We start from the raw sequence: 17,712 nt of genomic DNA on the forward strand, positions 1-17,712 counted from the left end.
ATTCCTTCCGCATTTTCGTAAAATCTTTTGAAAAGATAGCGACGTGACAGTGATATTTGGTAAAATGACGATGGATTGGTTTGAAAGAGAGGGAATAACAGTGAAATTCAAGAAGTGGATAAGTGCGACAGCTGCATCACTTTTACTAGCTACTACATTCGTAAGTACTACACCTGTAGCGCATGCGGATGAAAAAGCGACAACATCGATTGCAGAAGAGAGCATCTATGATTTACTCGTTGACCGTTTCTTTAATGGCTCGGGCACAAACGATTTTGATACAAATACGCAAGACCCTTCGAAATTTGCAGGAGGGGATTTTACAGGTTTACAAGATAAATTAAAATTTATCGATGAAATGGGCTATTCGATTGTTTCCATTGGACCTATTTATTCTACAGAGAAATATGATGGATCCATGCTAACAAGCTATTCTACGATTGAACGCCATTTTGGAACTGCAGAAGAATTCCAAAGTGTTGTAGAGGCTTATAAAGCTAAAAATATGTCTATAATGGTGGATTTTCCACTCAATGATGTAAGTCCTAAACATGAATGGGCAAAGGATGCTGCGAAAGCAGACTGGATTGCTTCTACGAATAATGGACAAGTTCAATGGGATTTAACGAATACAGATGTGCAAGAAGCACTTATTCAATCTGCAATCGATTTTGTTTCTACATATGATATTGGTGGAATTCGATTAACTCATATTTCAGATGCTGATACGGATTTTATTAATAAAATGATAGCGGCATTAAAAGAGTCAAAAGCATCTCTTTATGTCATAACAAATGAAGCGAGCGAGGCTGATTTTGATGCAACCTTCTCACCAGCGACAGCAGAAATTTATCGCAATATCTTTAAGAATGTTGATATGGACTCATCTAAATTGACAGAACCGTTTTCAGGCGAAAAGCCGACGCAAATTATGGTGGATTCTTTAGAAACACACCGTTTTACATTCGATTCTGCGAATGAAAACATGTTCCCACCTACACGTTTAAAAATGGCTATGGGTGCTTTATTTATGATGCCAGGAACTCCAGTTGTCCAATATGGTACAGAAATTGCGATGAACGGGGAAGCTAAACCTGATACACATCAACTTTATAACTTTAAAACAGATGAAGAATTAATTGACTATATTAAAAATGTTCAATCCTTACGAAATCAGTCTGCTACTTTACGTAATGGTGATTTTAACATCATTACTAATGAGAATGGTTTACTTGTCTTTACACGTACTTCGGATGAAGAGCAATGGGTAATTATGGTCAATAATACGAGCAAAACCCAGCGAGTGGACTTAACACCTGAACAACTGGGTGAAGGGAAAATGCTAAACGGGATTTTACATGAGGAAAAAGTTCGTATAAATGAAAAGCAAGTGTATCCAGTCATTTTAGACAGAGAAATGGTAGAGATTTATCAGGTTCGCAATGATGAGGGGCTAAACGTGCCGTATATGGTTGCCCTTGGTTTAGTTTGGGTCATCTTTATTGGCTTTGTTGTAATCATCATTAAACGAGGAAAAGTTCGTCGTCAAGAACAAGACGCTTCTTAATATCTACACAAAAAATAGCATGCTAGGAATCATCCTAACATGCTATTTTTGTTTTCATTTACGGATGCTCCAATAGCTCGGCAATTCCAAGTTATCATAGTTTAGCCTTCATAGCTTTTATTCGTGAAGAAAATCGCGATAGTACCCGGCCCCACATGTGAACCGATGGCTGAGCCAATCATCGTAATTTGAACAGCCTGTGGAGAAAAACGCTCCTGAATGGATGCTTTTGCTTCATTAGCAAAAGCCATATCATCACTATGACTAATACCAACAATTTTATTCGTAAAGTTACCTCCACGCTCCTGCATTAAATCCAGCATACGATTAAGTGCTTTTTTACGACCACGTGATTTTTCTATCGGTACAAGTTTGCCATCTTCTACATTTAAAATAGGTTTAATGCTTAGAAGGCCACCTAAAAAGGCACTCGCTTTTGAGACACGGCCACCTTTAGCGAGGTAGTCCAAATCTTCAACTGTAAATAAATGCTCTATTTGAGGAGCGAAAGCGCTAATTCTAGACGCTACATCTTCAAATGGGGTACCTAAATTTCTAAGCCGAACAGCCTCTTCCACAACAAGACCATGTCCTAGTGATGCACATTTAGAGTCGATAATGACTAACTTCAATGAAGGATATTGTTCTAATACTTGATTACGAATCATTTGAGCAGTACTATATGTGCCGGATAATTCTGATGAAAAGGCAATATAGATACCTTCTTCTTCATTTTTAGCTAAATCTTCAAAGTGCTTCAAAAAAAGCTCTGGCGATACTTGAGATGTTTTGGGTTGGGCACCTTGACGGATTCCATCATAAACCTCTTTGGAATCAATGGAAATGACATCTTCATATTCTTTGTTGTTCAATTGCACTCGTAAAGGGAGTAGCACGACATCATTTTCTTCATAGTAAGACTTTGGTAGATCACATCCACTATCCGTAAAAATCTTCATTCTCTTGTCCCCCTAATTTCAACTTACTTTTTAAAGCCTTTTTAGCTTTATTCAGCCGGTACTCACTTAAATCAACCGGAAGGGGTACCACTGAATAAAGTTAAACTGGTAAAAATGGTATGGTAACTTGAACTTACTACGTAACTATGATAATTTCAAGCGTTCGATGAGTATTTTTGCAATCCCATCATCATTATTTGTAGTAGTTATTTCATTGGCAATATTTTTAAGGCTTGATATACCATTCCCCATCGCTACGCCAAGTCCAGCATATTCGATCATCTCTAAATCATTGTCTTCATCACCAAAAGCAATAATACGTTCACGTGGAATACTTAAATCCTTTGCTACGTGTGCAATGCCTACTGCTTTATTTAAGCCACGTCGAACAATCTCTATAATATGAAGAGGTGCACCCCAACGACGATGTTCAATCACTTCAGCGTGCACTGCCTGTAAGTGGTCGCGAATAATGACAGAATTGGCTTCATTTGCCTGTATCAGTAAACTTGTAGGATTATCTAAGAGATGTGTATATAAATCCCCAAGTGTAATTTTCGGATTACCCATATTAAAAATATTTAAGATGCGTTCATCCTCTGTGTGTACATAGATATCATCCTTCACCTCAGCAATGATATTTTCATACTCGTAACTATTAATGGAATTAACGACATCATGGACAACACTTAAATCAATGGGAGTGTGCATATGCTGCCAAGAGACATTTTTAGGGTGATGCACATAGGCTCCATTAAAATTGACTATTGGTGTTGTAAGCCCAAGCTCATGATAATAAATATCACTGGCACGGTATGGACGGCCAGTTGCAATCATTACTTGATGTCCTTGTTCCTTAGCCTGCAATAATGATTTTTTTGTTTTTGCGGAAATTTGTTGTTGGTCTGTTAATAAAGTACCATCTAAATCCAATACGATTAAATGCGGTTTCATAGCTTGTTGCCCCTTTCCTATAGTTTGAATAGTATCTCTTTGTCTTTCATTCGTCAAAATTTTGTCACAGTGAAAAAAGTTTGCTAACATAAAGATGAGACAAGAGTTGGGAGTGACAAGAATGTTTGTAGAAAAAGAAATGTGGGGAAATATTCCTTTATTACATATACATACAGACAATATGAATGAAGATACCCCGGTAGTGATCTTTTTACATGGCTTTATGAGTGCAAAAGAACATAACTTACACTATGCATATCAGTTGGTGCATAAAGGGGTGCGTGTCCTATTACCAGATGCAAAATTTCATGGTGACCGTAGCGAATGCCTCACAGAGATGCAAATGAACTTGAATTTTTGGGACATTGTTATAAATTCTATTCATGAAGTGGAACAATTATATAATGAATTAAAGAATAAAAATTTATTAGCTCATCATAAAATTGGCATAGCAGGTACGTCCATGGGTGGTATTGTGACATCAGGCTGTCTTAAGCTTTATGATTGGATTCAATCGGCTGCAATATGTATGGGTGCGCCTGGTTTTATAAAATTGGGTGAATACCAATTGCAGCAATTTATAAAAAATGGTGTTAATTGGCCCATGACAGAGGATGATGTGCAAAAGATTAATGAGGTCCTCGCAACCTATGATGTCAGTCTAACTCCTGAAAAATTTGCGGGACGCCCGGTTTTCTTTTGGCACGGTGAATTAGATAAAACTGTACCTTTCCATGAAACCTATAAATTTTATGAAACATTACGGGAATACTATCAAGCAACCCCTGAAAATTTAACATTCATGGTGAATAAAAAGGCTGGACATGCTGTACCACGTGACGGAATGGTAGCAGCAACAGATTGGCTTGCAGAGCATTTGGCATAATATGATGCATCTGCTATGATAAGGTTAACACTATGATGGAAGGAGAAATGAGAATGGATCAAGATATGAAAGATAGCATGTTAGGTGCATTAGAAAACGTAATTGACCCTGAGCTTGGAATTGATATCGTCAACTTAGGTTTAGTATATGATGTAGAATTAGATGATGAAGGTGTAGCGACGGTTACAATGACGCTAACATCGATGGGGTGTCCACTTGGCCCAGTAATTGTGGATCAAGTGAATACAGCATTAAATGAACTTCCAGAAGTGAAAAGTACAAATGTAAACATTGTATGGAATCCACCTTGGTCAAAAGATAAAATGTCACGCTATGCAAAAATGGCATTGGGTGTACGCTAATAGTGGCTATTAAAAATCCCTGCTTATAAAAAATAAGCAGGGATTTAGCATGTAACGAATTAATCGATACGGCATACTTGTAATGGACAATTTTCGCAGGCAATCTCATTTTTTAAAAATTGTAAATCATGAATAGTAATAAAGCCTTTGTCAAAAGTCAAAATGTCATGTTTTTTTAAATCATTCAACATACGATTAATCATTTCACGACTAGTCGCACACAAATTGGCAATTTCCGTATTTGTTAGTTGAAACTCAATAAAAATGGAACCATCCTCTAAAGGTTTACCATACGTGTTAGATAGACGAATGAGTGTTGAAAACAAGGCACCCTTTTTCCCATTTAACACTAAATCACGCAAACGACTCTGATGCTTTAAATTTTCTGTCTGTAGCCACTTCATGTATTCCACCATGATTGTAGGCTGTTCTTCCAGTAAATGTTCTAATGACTTTCGACTTAAAACATATAGCGTAGCAGGTTCTAAAACTTTTGCAGTCATGGAGTTATAGACAAGGTTACAAAATAATGAACCCTCTCCAATGATACTATCAGGACCACATATACGAATCGTCAATTCCTTGCCAGCCTCAGTTTCTTGACTAATCGATATAACACCTGACTTAATATAGTATATTTCCTTTGACCGTTCACCTTCTAGAAAAATTTTATTCCCTTTATTTACTTTGATAAAAACACCATGCTTTTGAAAAAGGTCCATAATTTTTTCAAACATATTATCCATTGAAACCATATCTCCAACACATCGCTTTCTTTTTGTAATAAATGGCGATTATTACAAAAGGACAGTGGATTTTTCGATACTAAAACATAGAAACATACTATTATTATAACGTAAATTTTCATGAATAAGTGTAAAAATTTAGTGCTATTTCTTTGCGAAGAACTGTCGAGTGATGTAAAATAAAGTTAGTCAAAGAAGGTCAAACTTTTAAAAAGAACCAGAATGGGTATAAAAATTATGCGAAATATTAAAGTAAAGGAGTGCTAGTTATGCAATTTCAACAAACAGATAATCAAAAGCCATTAGAGCAATTCGGCCGTAATTTAATAGAAGAAGTTAAAAATGGCAAAATGGATCCTGTCATTGGGCGCGATGAGGAAATTCGAAATGTCATTCGCATTTTAACGCGTAAAACAAAAAATAATCCTGTATTAATTGGTGAGCCAGGAGTTGGTAAAACAGCGATTGTAGAAGGTTTAGCTCAACGTATTGTGAAGGGTGATGTACCAGAGGGCTTGAAAGAGTGCGTGCTATACGAGCTGGATATGAGTGCCTTAATTGCAGGTGCAAGCTACCGTGGCCAATTTGAAGAGCGTTTAAAAGGCGTGTTAAAAGAAGTGAAAGATTCAGAAGGTCAAATCATTTTATTTATTGATGAAATTCATACAATTGTAGGCGCAGGCAAAACGGATGGCGCTATGGATGCAGGAAATATGTTAAAGCCCATGCTAGCTCGTGGTGAATTACATTGTATCGGTGCTACTACATTAGATGAATATCGTATGTATATTGAAAAAGATCCTGCTTTAGAACGCCGGTTCCAGCAAGTTCTTGTACGTGAGCCTTCTATTGAGGATACTGTGTCTATTTTAAGAGGCTTAAAAGAACGCTTTGAATTACATCATGCAGTACGTATTCATGACCGCGCGATTGTGGCCGCAGCTGAACTCTCCAATCGTTATATTACAGAGCGATTTTTACCAGATAAGGCGATTGATTTAATTGACGAGGCATGTGCAATGATTCGAACAGAAATTGATTCAATGCCACAGGAACTTGATGCCGTGACTCGTCGTATTATGCAGCTAGAAATTGAAGAACAAGCGTTGCGTAAGGAAAAGGACGAAGCAAGTAAAAAGCGTCTGGAGCAATTACGAGAGGAATTGGCAAAATTAAAAGAGTCCTCTGAAGGAATGCGGCAACAATGGGAGGCAGAGAAGGAAAAGCTACATGATATTCAGAAAAAACGGGAGACATTAGATAAGTACCGTCGTGATTTAGATGAAGCGGAAAGTAAGTATGATTTAAATAAAGCCGCAGAATTACGTCATGGTAAAATTCCAACACTTGAAAAAGACATTCAAGTGCTCGAAAAAGAATTAGAAAGCGGCGCAGAGTCCCGTATTTTACGTGAAGAAGTGACAGCTGAAGAAATCGCAGCAATTGTTTCTCGCTGGACAGGTATTCCTGTGACAAAATTAGTGGAAGGCGAGCGAGAAAAACTATTACGTTTAAAAGATACATTACATGAACGCGTAGTTGGCCAAGATACAGCTGTTCAATTAGTAACAGAGGCTGTATGGCGTGCTCGTGCAGGCATTAAAGATCCGCATCGTCCAATTGGTAGCTTTTTATTCTTAGGTCCGACAGGTGTTGGTAAAACAGAGCTTGCTAAGGCACTAGCTGCTCAATTATTTGATTCAGAGGATCATTTTATTCGAATTGATATGAGCGAATATATGGAGAAGCATAGTGTGTCTCGCTTAGTTGGTGCTCCTCCAGGGTACATTGGCTATGAGGAAGGCGGTCAATTAACGGAAGCTGTCCGTCGTAACCCTTATTCTGTAGTGTTATTAGATGAAATTGAAAAAGCACATCCAGATGTGGCTAATATTTTATTGCAAATTTTAGATGACGGTCGAATTACAGATAGTCAAGGACGTATGGTCAATTTTACAAATACCGTAGTGATTTTAACATCGAATATCGGCTCTAGTTATTTAATGGAGGCAAAAGATGACGATCCAACCGTTGAAGACTTGGTTATGACTGCTCTCAGACAGCATTTCAAACCAGAGTTATTAAACCGTATGGATGATATTATTTTTTTCCATGCCCTATCAAATAAACACTTTACAGCGATTGCTTGGAAGTATGTAGAGCAGTTAATTAACCGTGTGGCTGAACAGGAAATTACATTAGCTGTCGACCATGAAGTTATTGATTGGGTTGTCCTACAAGGAGCAGATGCTCAATTCGGGGCAAGACCACTAAAACGCTTCGTACAACGACATATCGAAACGGCTGTGGCTAAGGAACTGCTACGAGGCGAGGTATTGCCTGGAGAAACATTGCATGTAAAAATGCGTGATGGCCATTGTATAGTGGAAAAATAACAGAAAAAACCTGTTTCGCATAATGCGGAACAGGTTTTTTCTAGCTGAATTAATGATGGTCTGCAGCCTCTGGTGTAGGATCGTTTGGAATGATTGCTCCAATAATAAAAATTAAGATGGAGAATACAACTGAAACGATTGCCCCTGTCTTAAAATCAAATGGTGCACCAAGTACAGAGCTGACTACATAGTTTAACATTGAAACTAGTAGGAATGACCATACGAACGTTACGATATATTGCATTAATTTCACCTCAACCGAACTTTTTTCATCATAAGTTTTTACTCATATTCATTATCATATCATAACATAAATCGAAAAAAAATGAATCTTTTATGTGAAACATGGCGAATTTGTCACAACAAATACAAGGTTTTGCATTTTATAATTCTCATGTATTTTTTGCGGCATTCATTTTGCCAAAGTATGCAAACCTGAAAAAGGGAATTTGGCAACTCTATAGACTTCACACTATACGGAGTATAAGCCTAAGCTTACTTTCAATAACAAAGAAACGACTCGTTCCATACACAATAATTTTAAATCATCTTGCGTCATTCCTTTACTATGCGTTATAATTATGACCAGTTACTAATAATTGATAGTAAGAAAGCTGAGGGGTTGCTATATGAACGCTGGTATTTTAGGAATAGGCAAATACGTTCCTGAGAAAGTCGTGACAAATTTTGATTTAGAAAAAATAATGGATACTTCGGATGAGTGGATTCGTACGCGAACAGGCATTGAAGAACGTCATTTTGCGGCAGATGATCAGGAAACTTCAGATTTAGCAGTAGCCGCTGCTAAAGAAGCTATTGCAAAAGCGGGTATTACGCCTGAGGAGATTGGGTTAATACTTGTAGCAACTGTCACACAGGATCAAACTTTCCCAAGTGTAGCATGTATGGTTCAGGAACAACTCGGAGCAGTAAATGCTGCGGCGATGGATCAAGCAGCCGCATGTGCAGGATTTATATATAGTTTAGTGACAGCTAAACATTTTGTAGAGGCAAACACTTATAAATATGTCTTAGTAGTAGGTGTTGAAAAGCTGTCAAAAGTCATTGATTGGAATGATCGTAATACAGCAGTATTATTCGGTGATGGCGCGAGCGCAGCAGTTGTAGGGCCAGTATCTGAAGGCAGAGGTATTTTATCATTTGAGCTTGGTGCAGATGGCACAGGCGGTAAAAATCTTTATTTAACAAAACAAGACACGATTGCCATGAATGGTCGTGAAGTATTTAAATTTGCTGTACGTCAAATGGGTGAATCGGCTGTAAGTGTGTTAGATAAAGCAGGATTAACAAAAGAAGACGTAGATTTTTTAGTGCCGCATCAGGCAAATATACGTATTATGGAATCTGCTCGTGAGCGATTAGAGCTACCACCAGAAAAAATGTCAAAAACGATTCATAAATATGGGAATACTTCTGCAGCATCGATTGGTATTTCCTTGGTAGATGAGCTTGAAGCAGGTAAAATTAAAGAGGATGATTTATTAGTCCTTGTTGGTTTTGGTGGCGGCTTAACATGGGGTGCCGTAGCCATGAGATGGGGAAAATAAATAGGAAAAATGCTTGAGGGGAGTATGACAATGAGTAAAAGACGAGTAGTAATTACAGGAATTGGCGCAGTTACACCACTAGGAAATAGCATCGAAGAAACATGGACGAACATTAAAGCTGGTAAATCTGGCATTGGTGAGCTAACACGTTTAAATAAAGAGCTTTTTGCAGCCAAAATTGCAGCAGAAGTGAAAGATTTTGATATTGAAAAATATATTGATCGTAAAGAAGCTCGAAAGATGGACCGCTTTACACATTATGCATTAGCTGCTTCAATCATGGCTATGGAAGATGCACAGCTAACAATTGATGAGGAGTTAGCTCCACGTGCGGGTGTTTGGATTGGTTCGGGTATTGGTGGAATGGAAACCTATGAGCAACAGTTTTTAACATTCCAAGAGCGCGGGGCAAGACGAGTTAGCCCATTCTTCATTCCAATGATGATTCCTGATATGGCTTCAGGTCAAGTGTCGATTCATTTTGGTGCAAAGGGAATTAACTCTTGCTCAGTAACAGCATGTGCTTCTGGAACAAACTCAATTGGAGATGCTTTTAAAGTTATTGAACGTGGGGATGCAGATGTTATGATTTCAGGTGGTGCGGAATCACCAATCGTAACGATGGCTGTCGCAGGTTTCTGTGCCAATACTGCATTATCTTTAAATCAAAATCCACAAGAAGCATGCCGTCCATTTGATAAAAATCGTGATGGATTTATTATTGGTGAAGGCGCAGGTATTGTCATCTTAGAAGAGTACGAACATGCAAAAGCTCGTGGCGCAAAAATCTATGCGGAAGTATTAGGTTATGGTGCAACAGGAGATGCTCATCATATTACTGCTCCAGCTCCAGAGGGTGAAGGTGCGGCACGTGCAATGATGCAAGCATTGACAGATGCTGGTGTAGAGGCATCTCAAGTTGATTATATTAATGCACATGGCACTAGTACGCCATATAATGACTTATTTGAAACACAAGCTGTTAAAACTGCTTTCGGTGACCATGCTTATAACCTAGCTATGAGTTCTACAAAGTCTATGACAGGACACTTATTAGGGGCAGCAGGGGGCGTAGAAGCTATTTTTACCGCTCTTGCGCTTAAAGAAGGTATATTACCACCAACAATTAATTTAACAGATCCAGATCCTGATTGTGATTTAGATTATGTTCCAAATGAAGCGAGAGAAGCAAACATTCAATATGCAATGAGTAATTCTCTTGGTTTTGGTGGGCACAATGCAAGTCTTCTATTTAAAAAATATGAAGCATAAATAGTACATCTAAACTCAAAAAACGTCAGCCAAATTTAAACGGCTGACGTCTTTTTTTATAGTTTTGTGAATAAATGATAAGTAAGAAGAAATAGAAAGGATGCCGTTACATTGTTCCGTCTCTTTTTATTTTTAGTAAGCTATGGTCTCATGATCCTCTCATTAGGGAATCTTATATTGTATTTAAATTACCGTACGCTAGGGTATTCTTGGAAAGTTGTGTTCAAATTTATGTTTCAAACAACGGAATTTTATATGGCGGTTGGTGCTTGTATCATCATATGCGCTGTCGTTCTTGATATAGGCTTTGATCGAACGTCAGATAAGCTATAAATGATTAGCGGCGTGCCCGACCGAGGCCCATTGCCTCTTCCATACGTTTTAATGTGGCACTGGCAATTGCATTTGCTTTTTCAGCACCTTCATCAAGGATGACGTCTAATTCAGAGGATTCTACTAAATGATAGAATTTTTCTTGAATTGGCGTCAGGTGATCGATTACAGCAGTAGCTACACCTTGCTTGAAGCCACCATAACCAATGCCTTCATATTTTTTAACTAGATCATCAATAGAAATACCTGAAATAGCCGATTCAATCGTCAATAAATTTGAAACACCTGGTTTATTTTCTACATCAAATGCTACAATCCCATCAGAATCAGTTACAGCTGATTTAATTTTTTTCTCAATGTCTTTTGCTGTATCTAGCAATCTGATTGTCGCCTTTGTATTGGGATCAGATTTGCTCATTTTTTTTGTTGGCTCTTGTAGAGATTTAATGCGAGCACCAGCTTTTGGTAATTGAATCTCTGGAATTGTTAAAACGTCACCATAACGTTTATTAAAGCGTTCTGCTAGATCACGTGTTAACTCGATATGTTGTTTCTGATCATCGCCTACTGGGACAATATTTGTGTTGTAAAGTAGAATGTCTGCAGCCATCAATGGTGGGTATGTTAAAAGAGCCGCAGAGACACTCTCTTTACCATGAGATTTATCTTTAAATTGTGTCATACGTTCAAGTTCACCGATAGATGCAACACACTGTAACATCCATCCTGCCTGAGCATGTGCTGGCACCTCAGATTGAATAAATAATGTAGATTTTTTAGGATCGATGCCAGTGGCAATATAAGTAGCAGCAAGCTTACGAATACTTTCTCGTAATTCCTTCGGATCTTGAGCGACTGTAATAGCGTGTTGATCGACGATGCAATAGATTGCATCTCCTTCATCTTGAAGGGCAGGGAATTGCTTGAAGGCTCCTAAGTAGTTCCCTAAAGTTACAATTCCTGTAGGCTGTACACCAGAAAAGATGGTTGTCATAAAAATTTCCTCCTCGAATTCAAATAAAAAACATCACGCGTCCTCATTAGACTTTTTCTAATGAAGGGACGAATGATGTTTGAATCCGCGGTACCACCCAGCTTGCCTTAACGGCCACTCAGCTTCGTAACGTGAAGGGACGAGCCTTGCTAGTAGTTTCCATTCATGAAACGTTCACAAAGCTAACTCGGAAGTCCATTCCATATGCCCCACGATCTGTTTTCACCAACCACAGACTCTCTAAACGTGTCATTAACATATGTACTACTCTTCGTCAGCGTTTTTCTCAATTTAACATGAAATTGATTTTATTGCATTGAATTATATTATAAAGATTTCATTGTGTAAAGTCAGACTTTTGGCGGTGTTTTTTTTAGAGAAAAAATTATATGCTTTTTTTGTTGTGTAAATTTGTTATAAAAAGAAACTTTTTTATTAAAATTAACTTGAGGTGTACACGTCGAACTGACAATTTTCTCGTTTATCTTAGGTAAATGAGAACAGCAGAGCGACTTAAAAAGATGTTTAAAATACACTTAAAGTGGGAATAGTAGTAGTAGTTCGAAATGTTGTGAAAAAAGTATATACATTAAAAAGGTATATAAAAAGACAGAAAATTTAGCAAGACGCTCATTCTTTTTTTTATTGGAACTATATTCAAAAACAGCGGAGTGCTGTATAATGGTACTGTGTATTTTACATTACATTAATTCTAATTTAACACACTGGTTTATAGATATGATTACAAAATGAAAGGATGTGTCAGAACGAATGATCGTAACTCTATTTACATCACCAAGTTGTACCTCTTGCCGTAAAGCGAAAGCATGGCTAGAGGAGCACGAAATTCCCTATACAGAACGTAATATATTTTCTGAACCACTAAGTATTAGTGAAATTAAAAAAATCTTACGTATGACGGAAGATGGCACAGATGAAATTATTTCTACACGTTCTAAAATATTCCAAAAATTAAATGTAGATGTGGAAAGTTTACCTTTACAACGTTTATATGAATTAATTCAGGAATATCCTGGTTTATTACGCCGACCAATCATTCTAGATGAAAAACGTCTACAAGTTGGCTATAACGAAGATGAAATTCGTCGTTTCTTACCTCGAAAAGTTCGAGCATATCAGTTGCAAGAAGCACAAAGAATGGTGAATTAATTTTATCTATTCTGAATAAAATAAGTAGTAGATGTTACAGATGTGAGATGCATATTGTGACATCTATTTTTTTATGTTTTACTTATGTAAAACCTTCTATATAAAGTATAATAATTAATAGGGCAAAGTCATATATTTCCGTTAAAGTATGTTAAACTTGATTTAAGTTAAATAGTTTACTACAATTTCAATAATTCAAATATCTTCTGTGAAATGGTGTATATCCTTTTCATTTTATGACAGAACAGCATACAATAGTGTTAGAGACAACTGTAAATAAAAAATTTTAATGTTTGCAGTTCCTCGTGTGGTTTTACTGGTGTGGTCAAAGGTTGAAAAACAAATGCAGTATGAAGGTTAAAAACAAAGAATAAAAGCATACTAATGAAACAAAACTGTTTTTCGACATATGACAGTGAAGGGAGATGAGGTCTAGTGGACATCGAACGTGTAAATGAAAATACACTTAAGCTCTTTATTACGTACAATGATATAGAGGATCGCGGCTATAGTCGTGAAGAAATCTGGTACAATCGAGCAAAGGGTGAACAGCTTTTTTGGGATATGATTGATGAAGTAAATACGGAGGATTATTTTGATGTAGAAGGTCCGATTTGGATTCATATCAATGCATCTGAAGTAGGCTTAGAAATCATTGTCACACGTGCACATATCTTAAAAGACGGTGAAACATTAGATGGTCATTCGAATTTTGATGAACACAAAGAGATGTTTGCACCATTCGATGAAGTTGGGGACGATCTTCTTAGCCAACTAACTCAATTTGGTGACATGGATGAATCAGAATTATTTATGGATACAGACATTTATGTATATAAATTTAAAGATATTGATGAGTTAATCCCTGTTGCAAAACGAATGACGGACGAATTAGTGGATTCCTCATTATTTAAATATGAAAATTGGTACTATTTAGTGGTTGATTTCGGTAATGCAGATGAAGAGTTAAACCGTCACGATCGAAATGCGGTCATCAAAGAATTTTTAACGCCATCTAATTTTACGATTCATCGTTTAGAGGAGTACGGCGAAAAAATTATGGAATTTAATTGCTTTGAGACAGTTCGAAAATACTTTGCTTAAGCATATGTTTACTTGATTTTTTAGACTGTAGTGAACTCGGTAAATTTATCGAGATTCACTACAGTTTTTTATACGAAAAGCTCAGTAGTGTGGCATTTCATAAATTTCAAGAAAAAACAGCTTTTAATTTGTGATAGCTAATAATTTTTACTATAGTTGGCCAAAAAGGAGCTGATTATATGCTAATTGCCTATAATAATTTACAGCAGCTTTTTCACGCATATCAATATACGAGAAAAGCATTGCAGACATATAGGCGCCAGATGACATTTTTTTGTCCTCAATGTCTAGAACCAGTTCATTTAAAAATTGGTTCCTATAATATCCCGCATTTTGCACATCATACGCAAAGTCAATGTCCGAAATTATTTGCTGAAGGTGAATCAAAACTTCATTTACAAGGTAAAATTCAATTGTTTGAATGGCTACAAAAGCTTGGATATAAAGTGAAGTTGGAGCCCTATTTAACAGAGCTTTCTCAGCGTCCAGATTTGCTTGTTGCTTTAGAAACTAACAACGTCGCACTGGAATTTCAATGTAGCCCACTATCTCATCATAAATGGCAGGAGCGGACAACAGGCTATGAAAAAAATAACTTTCAAGCCATTTGGCTCTTTTTAACGCCTCAAAGATACGAAGCAATCAATGGAATTCGAAAAATAAGTATTCCTCCATTACTACAAAAGTCATTCATGACCACTTCAACAGGCCTTCCTTATTTAATGACCTATAATGCCAAAACAGCCCATTTTGAATATTGGACGAATCTCCTTCATGTGCATGGGCATACTTTTATAGGGAAAGTCCAAAAAATCCCCTTAGATAAGCAACGCTTTCCATTTTATTTACCAACTTGCATTTCCTTAGAAGAATTTCAACAGTATTGGCAGCTATATAAACATGCTTGCCAGCAATTTGCAAATAGGCGCCTCCTACATAGTAAACAAGGCGTGCAGGATACATTTTTACGATATTGTTATGAGTTGAATTTTTCTATTTCGGCAATGCCCTCTTATATCGGAATTCCGGTAAAAGATGGGACAGCAATTTCACTATTTGCAAGTGAATGGCAAACGATGCTGTTGCATTTTAGTCAACAGTTACGTTTAGAGCCATATGAATTAAAAAAACACCATATTCAAGATTTTCTCATGCAGTCTCATTTAGAATATACCGGGCAGGCAGTAAAAGCTGTTCAACAATATAGCCTCATATTGAATGGAATAGAACAAGATCAGAAACTACAGGATATTTGTGAGATCGTGTACGCACAATTATTTGCAATTGCCGCAATATACTGAGAAAATATGAGAGTATAGGGAAAAAAGCACATATAAAGGGGGCTGGCATGCACATGGCTAGTAACAGTAATCAAATTTTGGTACGAAATGAAGTACCTGAAGAATTAACATGGCGATTAGAGGATATTTTTGCATCCGATGCACTTTGGGAAGATGAGTTCAAGGAAGTTGCAGAGCTTGCTAAAAAAGCATCTAGTTTTGCAGGTACTTTAAATAATGGAGCACAAGCATTATTAGCAGCTTTACAGTATCACGATCATATTTATGAACGTGCAATGAAGCTCTACACATATGCTCATATGCGCTATGACCAGGATACGACAAATAGTTTTTATCAAGATATGAATAGCCGTATTCAAACATTAGCAACGAGTATTTCTGCTGGTCTATCATTTTTAACGCCAGAAATTTTGGCATTAAATGAAGAGACAATCGAAAGCTATTTAGCTGAAAATCAAGACCTACAATTGTACAAGCAATCATTAAAAGAAATAACAATGGCACGTCCACATGTCTTACCAGCGGAACAGGAAGCATTACTCGCTCAAATGTCTGAGGTAACTGGCACTGCCTCTAATACATTCAGCATGTTAAATAATGCGGATTTGGAATTCCCTTACGTGAAAAATGAAGATGGGGAAGAAGTACAACTTACACATGGTAACTATATCAAGTTTTTAGAGAGCAAAGATCGCTCAGTTCGTGAAGGTGCTTTTAAAGCCATGTACGCAACATATGGCAAGTTTAAAAATACGTTCTCGTCAACGCTAACAGGGAATGTGAAAAAACATAATGTGAGTGCTCGTATTCGTCATTATGACTCTGCACGCGAGGCAGCAATGTCTAATAATTTCATTCCTGAAAATGTTTACGATCAACTAGTAGAAACGATTCATAAGCATTTACCTGCGATGCAGCGCTATATTTCTTTACGTAAGAAGCTTTTAGGTGTTGATGAATTGCATATGTGGGATTTATTTGCACCTCTTGTAAAAGAGGTGGAAATGAAGGTTACTTACGACGAAGCTAAAGATATTTTAGTGAAGGCTTTAGCGCCATTAGGTGAGGAATATCAAAACATTGTTCAAAACGGACTAGATAACCGTTGGGTAGATGTTTTAGAGAATAAAGGGAAACGAAGTGGTGCATACTCATCCGGTGCTTATGGAACAAATCCTTATATTCTAATGAATTGGCAAGATAATGTGAATAATCTCTTTACGTTGGCACATGAATTTGGTCATAGTGTTCATAGTTATTATTCAAGAAATAATCAGCCATTTGTTTATGGGGATTACTCTATTTTTGTCGCTGAGGTTGCTTCGACATGTAATGAAGAGCTATTAAATGACTATTTACTTAAAACCATTGATGACCCTCAACAAAAAATCTACTTGCTAAATCATTGGTTAGACGGTTTCAGAAGTACAGTTTTCAGACAAACAATGTTTGCTGAATTCGAACACCTAATTCATCAAATGGATAAGAATGGTGAATCCTTGACAGCCGATCGATTGACTGAAGTGTATTATGAACTTAATAAAAAATACTTCGGTGATGATATGGTTGTGGATGAGGAAATTGGTTTAGAGTGGGCACGTATTCCGCACTTCTATTATAATTACTATGTTTATCAATATGCGACAGGTAAATCGGCAGCTACAGCATTGAGTAAACAGATTTTAGAGGAGGGTGAACCGGCTGTAGAACGTTATATTAATAACTTCTTAAAAGCAGGTTGCTCGGATTTCCCAATTGAAGTATTAAAGGCAGCGGGTGTTGATATGAACGTCGCGAAACCAATAGAGGATGCTTGTAAAGTATTTGAAGAGCGTTTAATTGAATTAGAAAAATTATTGTTGAATAACTAATTTGTTGGGCTATAGGATTATTCCTATAGCCTGTTTTTTTTATAGACAGCTTTAATTGAATGGAAAGAATAATGACTTTTTTTGATTTATAAATACTTTAAAAGAGTGCATCTTGGAAAAATACTGTTTGAAATCGCTTTCTATTTGACAAATTTGTGAATCTAGTATTGGATTCATTGCTAATTATATTATTCCATGATAGAGTAATTCTTGTGAAATAAATCACAAA

The 17,712-nt window shown here is 36.8% G+C and carries 15 protein-coding genes and 1 other annotated feature; of the genes, 10 read left to right on the forward strand and 5 right to left on the reverse strand.

All coding sequences use genetic code 11. The features are described 5' to 3' along the window. Positions 1-100 precede the first annotated feature (100 nt). Complete coding sequence (locus tag MKX57_RS03455; protein WP_089986725.1) at positions 101-1,567, forward strand: alpha-amylase family glycosyl hydrolase; 1,467 nt, start codon at positions 101-103, stop codon at positions 1,565-1,567. A gap of 101 nt (positions 1,568-1,668) precedes the next feature. Here MKX57_RS03455 and MKX57_RS03460 read toward each other — a convergent pair whose 3' ends face one another. Both MKX57_RS03460 and MKX57_RS03465 read right to left on the reverse strand, forming a co-directional pair. Beyond that, on the reverse strand, positions 1,669-2,526 hold the full coding sequence (locus tag MKX57_RS03460; protein ID WP_090003096.1) for a DegV family protein: 858 nt from the start codon (positions 2,524-2,526) through the stop codon (positions 1,669-1,671). 144 nt (positions 2,527-2,670) lie between these two features. Next, positions 2,671-3,480: a Cof-type HAD-IIB family hydrolase gene (locus MKX57_RS03465; protein WP_342532006.1), complete on the reverse strand. Its 810-nt coding sequence runs from the start codon at positions 3,478-3,480 to the stop codon at positions 2,671-2,673. Between the two features lie 121 nt (positions 3,481-3,601). On the opposite strand from MKX57_RS03465, the gene MKX57_RS03470 reads away from it, so the two are divergent. Together MKX57_RS03470 and MKX57_RS03475 are read left to right on the forward strand one after the other, a co-directional pair. Next, complete coding sequence (locus MKX57_RS03470; RefSeq protein WP_342532008.1) at positions 3,602-4,366, forward strand: prolyl oligopeptidase family serine peptidase; 765 nt, start codon at positions 3,602-3,604, stop codon at positions 4,364-4,366. Positions 4,367-4,419: 53 nt separating this feature from the next. Further along, positions 4,420-4,728: a metal-sulfur cluster assembly factor gene (locus MKX57_RS03475; protein WP_036123413.1), complete on the forward strand. Its 309-nt coding sequence runs from the start codon at positions 4,420-4,422 to the stop codon at positions 4,726-4,728. 59 nt (positions 4,729-4,787) lie between these two features. Here the strand turns inward: MKX57_RS03475 and MKX57_RS03480 are convergent, their stop codons facing one another. Then, on the reverse strand, positions 4,788-5,474 hold the full coding sequence (locus tag MKX57_RS03480; RefSeq protein WP_342550794.1) for a Crp/Fnr family transcriptional regulator: 687 nt from the start codon (positions 5,472-5,474) through the stop codon (positions 4,788-4,790). A gap of 269 nt (positions 5,475-5,743) precedes the next feature. On the opposite strand from MKX57_RS03480, the gene MKX57_RS03485 reads away from it, so the two are divergent. After that, a complete protein-coding gene (locus MKX57_RS03485; protein WP_107921572.1) occupies positions 5,744-7,870 on the forward strand; it encodes an AAA family ATPase in 2,127 nt (708 codons plus the stop codon). A gap of 49 nt (positions 7,871-7,919) precedes the next feature. On the opposite strand, the gene MKX57_RS03490 is transcribed toward MKX57_RS03485, so the two are convergent. Continuing rightward, complete coding sequence (locus MKX57_RS03490; protein ID WP_025116798.1) at positions 7,920-8,114, reverse strand: YjzD family protein; 195 nt, start codon at positions 8,112-8,114, stop codon at positions 7,920-7,922. Between the two features lie 385 nt (positions 8,115-8,499). On the opposite strand from MKX57_RS03490, the gene MKX57_RS03495 reads away from it, so the two are divergent. Both MKX57_RS03495 and fabF read left to right on the forward strand, forming a co-directional pair. Further along, on the forward strand, positions 8,500-9,438 hold the full coding sequence (locus MKX57_RS03495; RefSeq protein ID WP_008181752.1) for a beta-ketoacyl-ACP synthase III: 939 nt from the start codon (positions 8,500-8,502) through the stop codon (positions 9,436-9,438). A 30-nt stretch (positions 9,439-9,468) separates the two neighbouring features. Continuing rightward, entirely contained in the window at positions 9,469-10,710 is a 1,242-nt protein-coding gene (gene fabF / locus MKX57_RS03500; protein WP_090003095.1) for a beta-ketoacyl-ACP synthase II, read from the forward strand. A 337-nt stretch (positions 10,711-11,047) separates the two neighbouring features. Here the strand turns inward: fabF and trpS are convergent, their stop codons facing one another. Further along, complete coding sequence (gene trpS, locus MKX57_RS03505) at positions 11,048-12,037, reverse strand: tryptophan--tRNA ligase (protein ID WP_008181516.1); 990 nt, start codon at positions 12,035-12,037, stop codon at positions 11,048-11,050. 61 nt (positions 12,038-12,098) lie between these two features. Next, positions 12,099-12,324 (reverse strand) — a binding site (T-box leader). A 487-nt stretch (positions 12,325-12,811) separates the two neighbouring features. Here trpS and spxA point away from each other — a divergent pair. The 4 genes from spxA (at position 12,812) to pepF (ending at position 17,483) form a co-directional block, all read left to right on the forward strand. Beyond that, positions 12,812-13,207, forward strand: coding sequence for a transcriptional regulator SpxA (gene spxA, locus MKX57_RS03510; RefSeq protein ID WP_025116803.1), 396 nt, complete (start codon positions 12,812-12,814; stop codon positions 13,205-13,207). A 435-nt stretch (positions 13,208-13,642) separates the two neighbouring features. After that, entirely contained in the window at positions 13,643-14,311 is a 669-nt protein-coding gene (gene mecA, locus MKX57_RS03515; protein WP_008181512.1) for an adaptor protein MecA, read from the forward strand. Between the two features lie 179 nt (positions 14,312-14,490). After that, positions 14,491-15,612 carry a competence protein CoiA family protein gene (locus tag MKX57_RS03520; protein ID WP_342550795.1) on the forward strand — a complete coding sequence of 374 codons (1,122 nt, stop codon included), beginning with the start codon at positions 14,491-14,493 and terminating at the stop codon, positions 15,610-15,612. 53 nt (positions 15,613-15,665) lie between these two features. Beyond that, positions 15,666-17,483, forward strand: a complete 1,818-nt coding sequence (gene pepF / locus MKX57_RS03525) for an oligoendopeptidase F (RefSeq protein WP_089986716.1) — start codon at positions 15,666-15,668, stop codon at positions 17,481-17,483. The last annotated feature ends 229 nt before the right edge of the window (positions 17,484-17,712 follow it).

This window comes from Lysinibacillus sp. FSL M8-0216 (genome assembly GCF_038595555.1).
GTDB lineage: Bacteria > Bacillota > Bacilli > Bacillales_A > Planococcaceae > Lysinibacillus > Lysinibacillus fusiformis.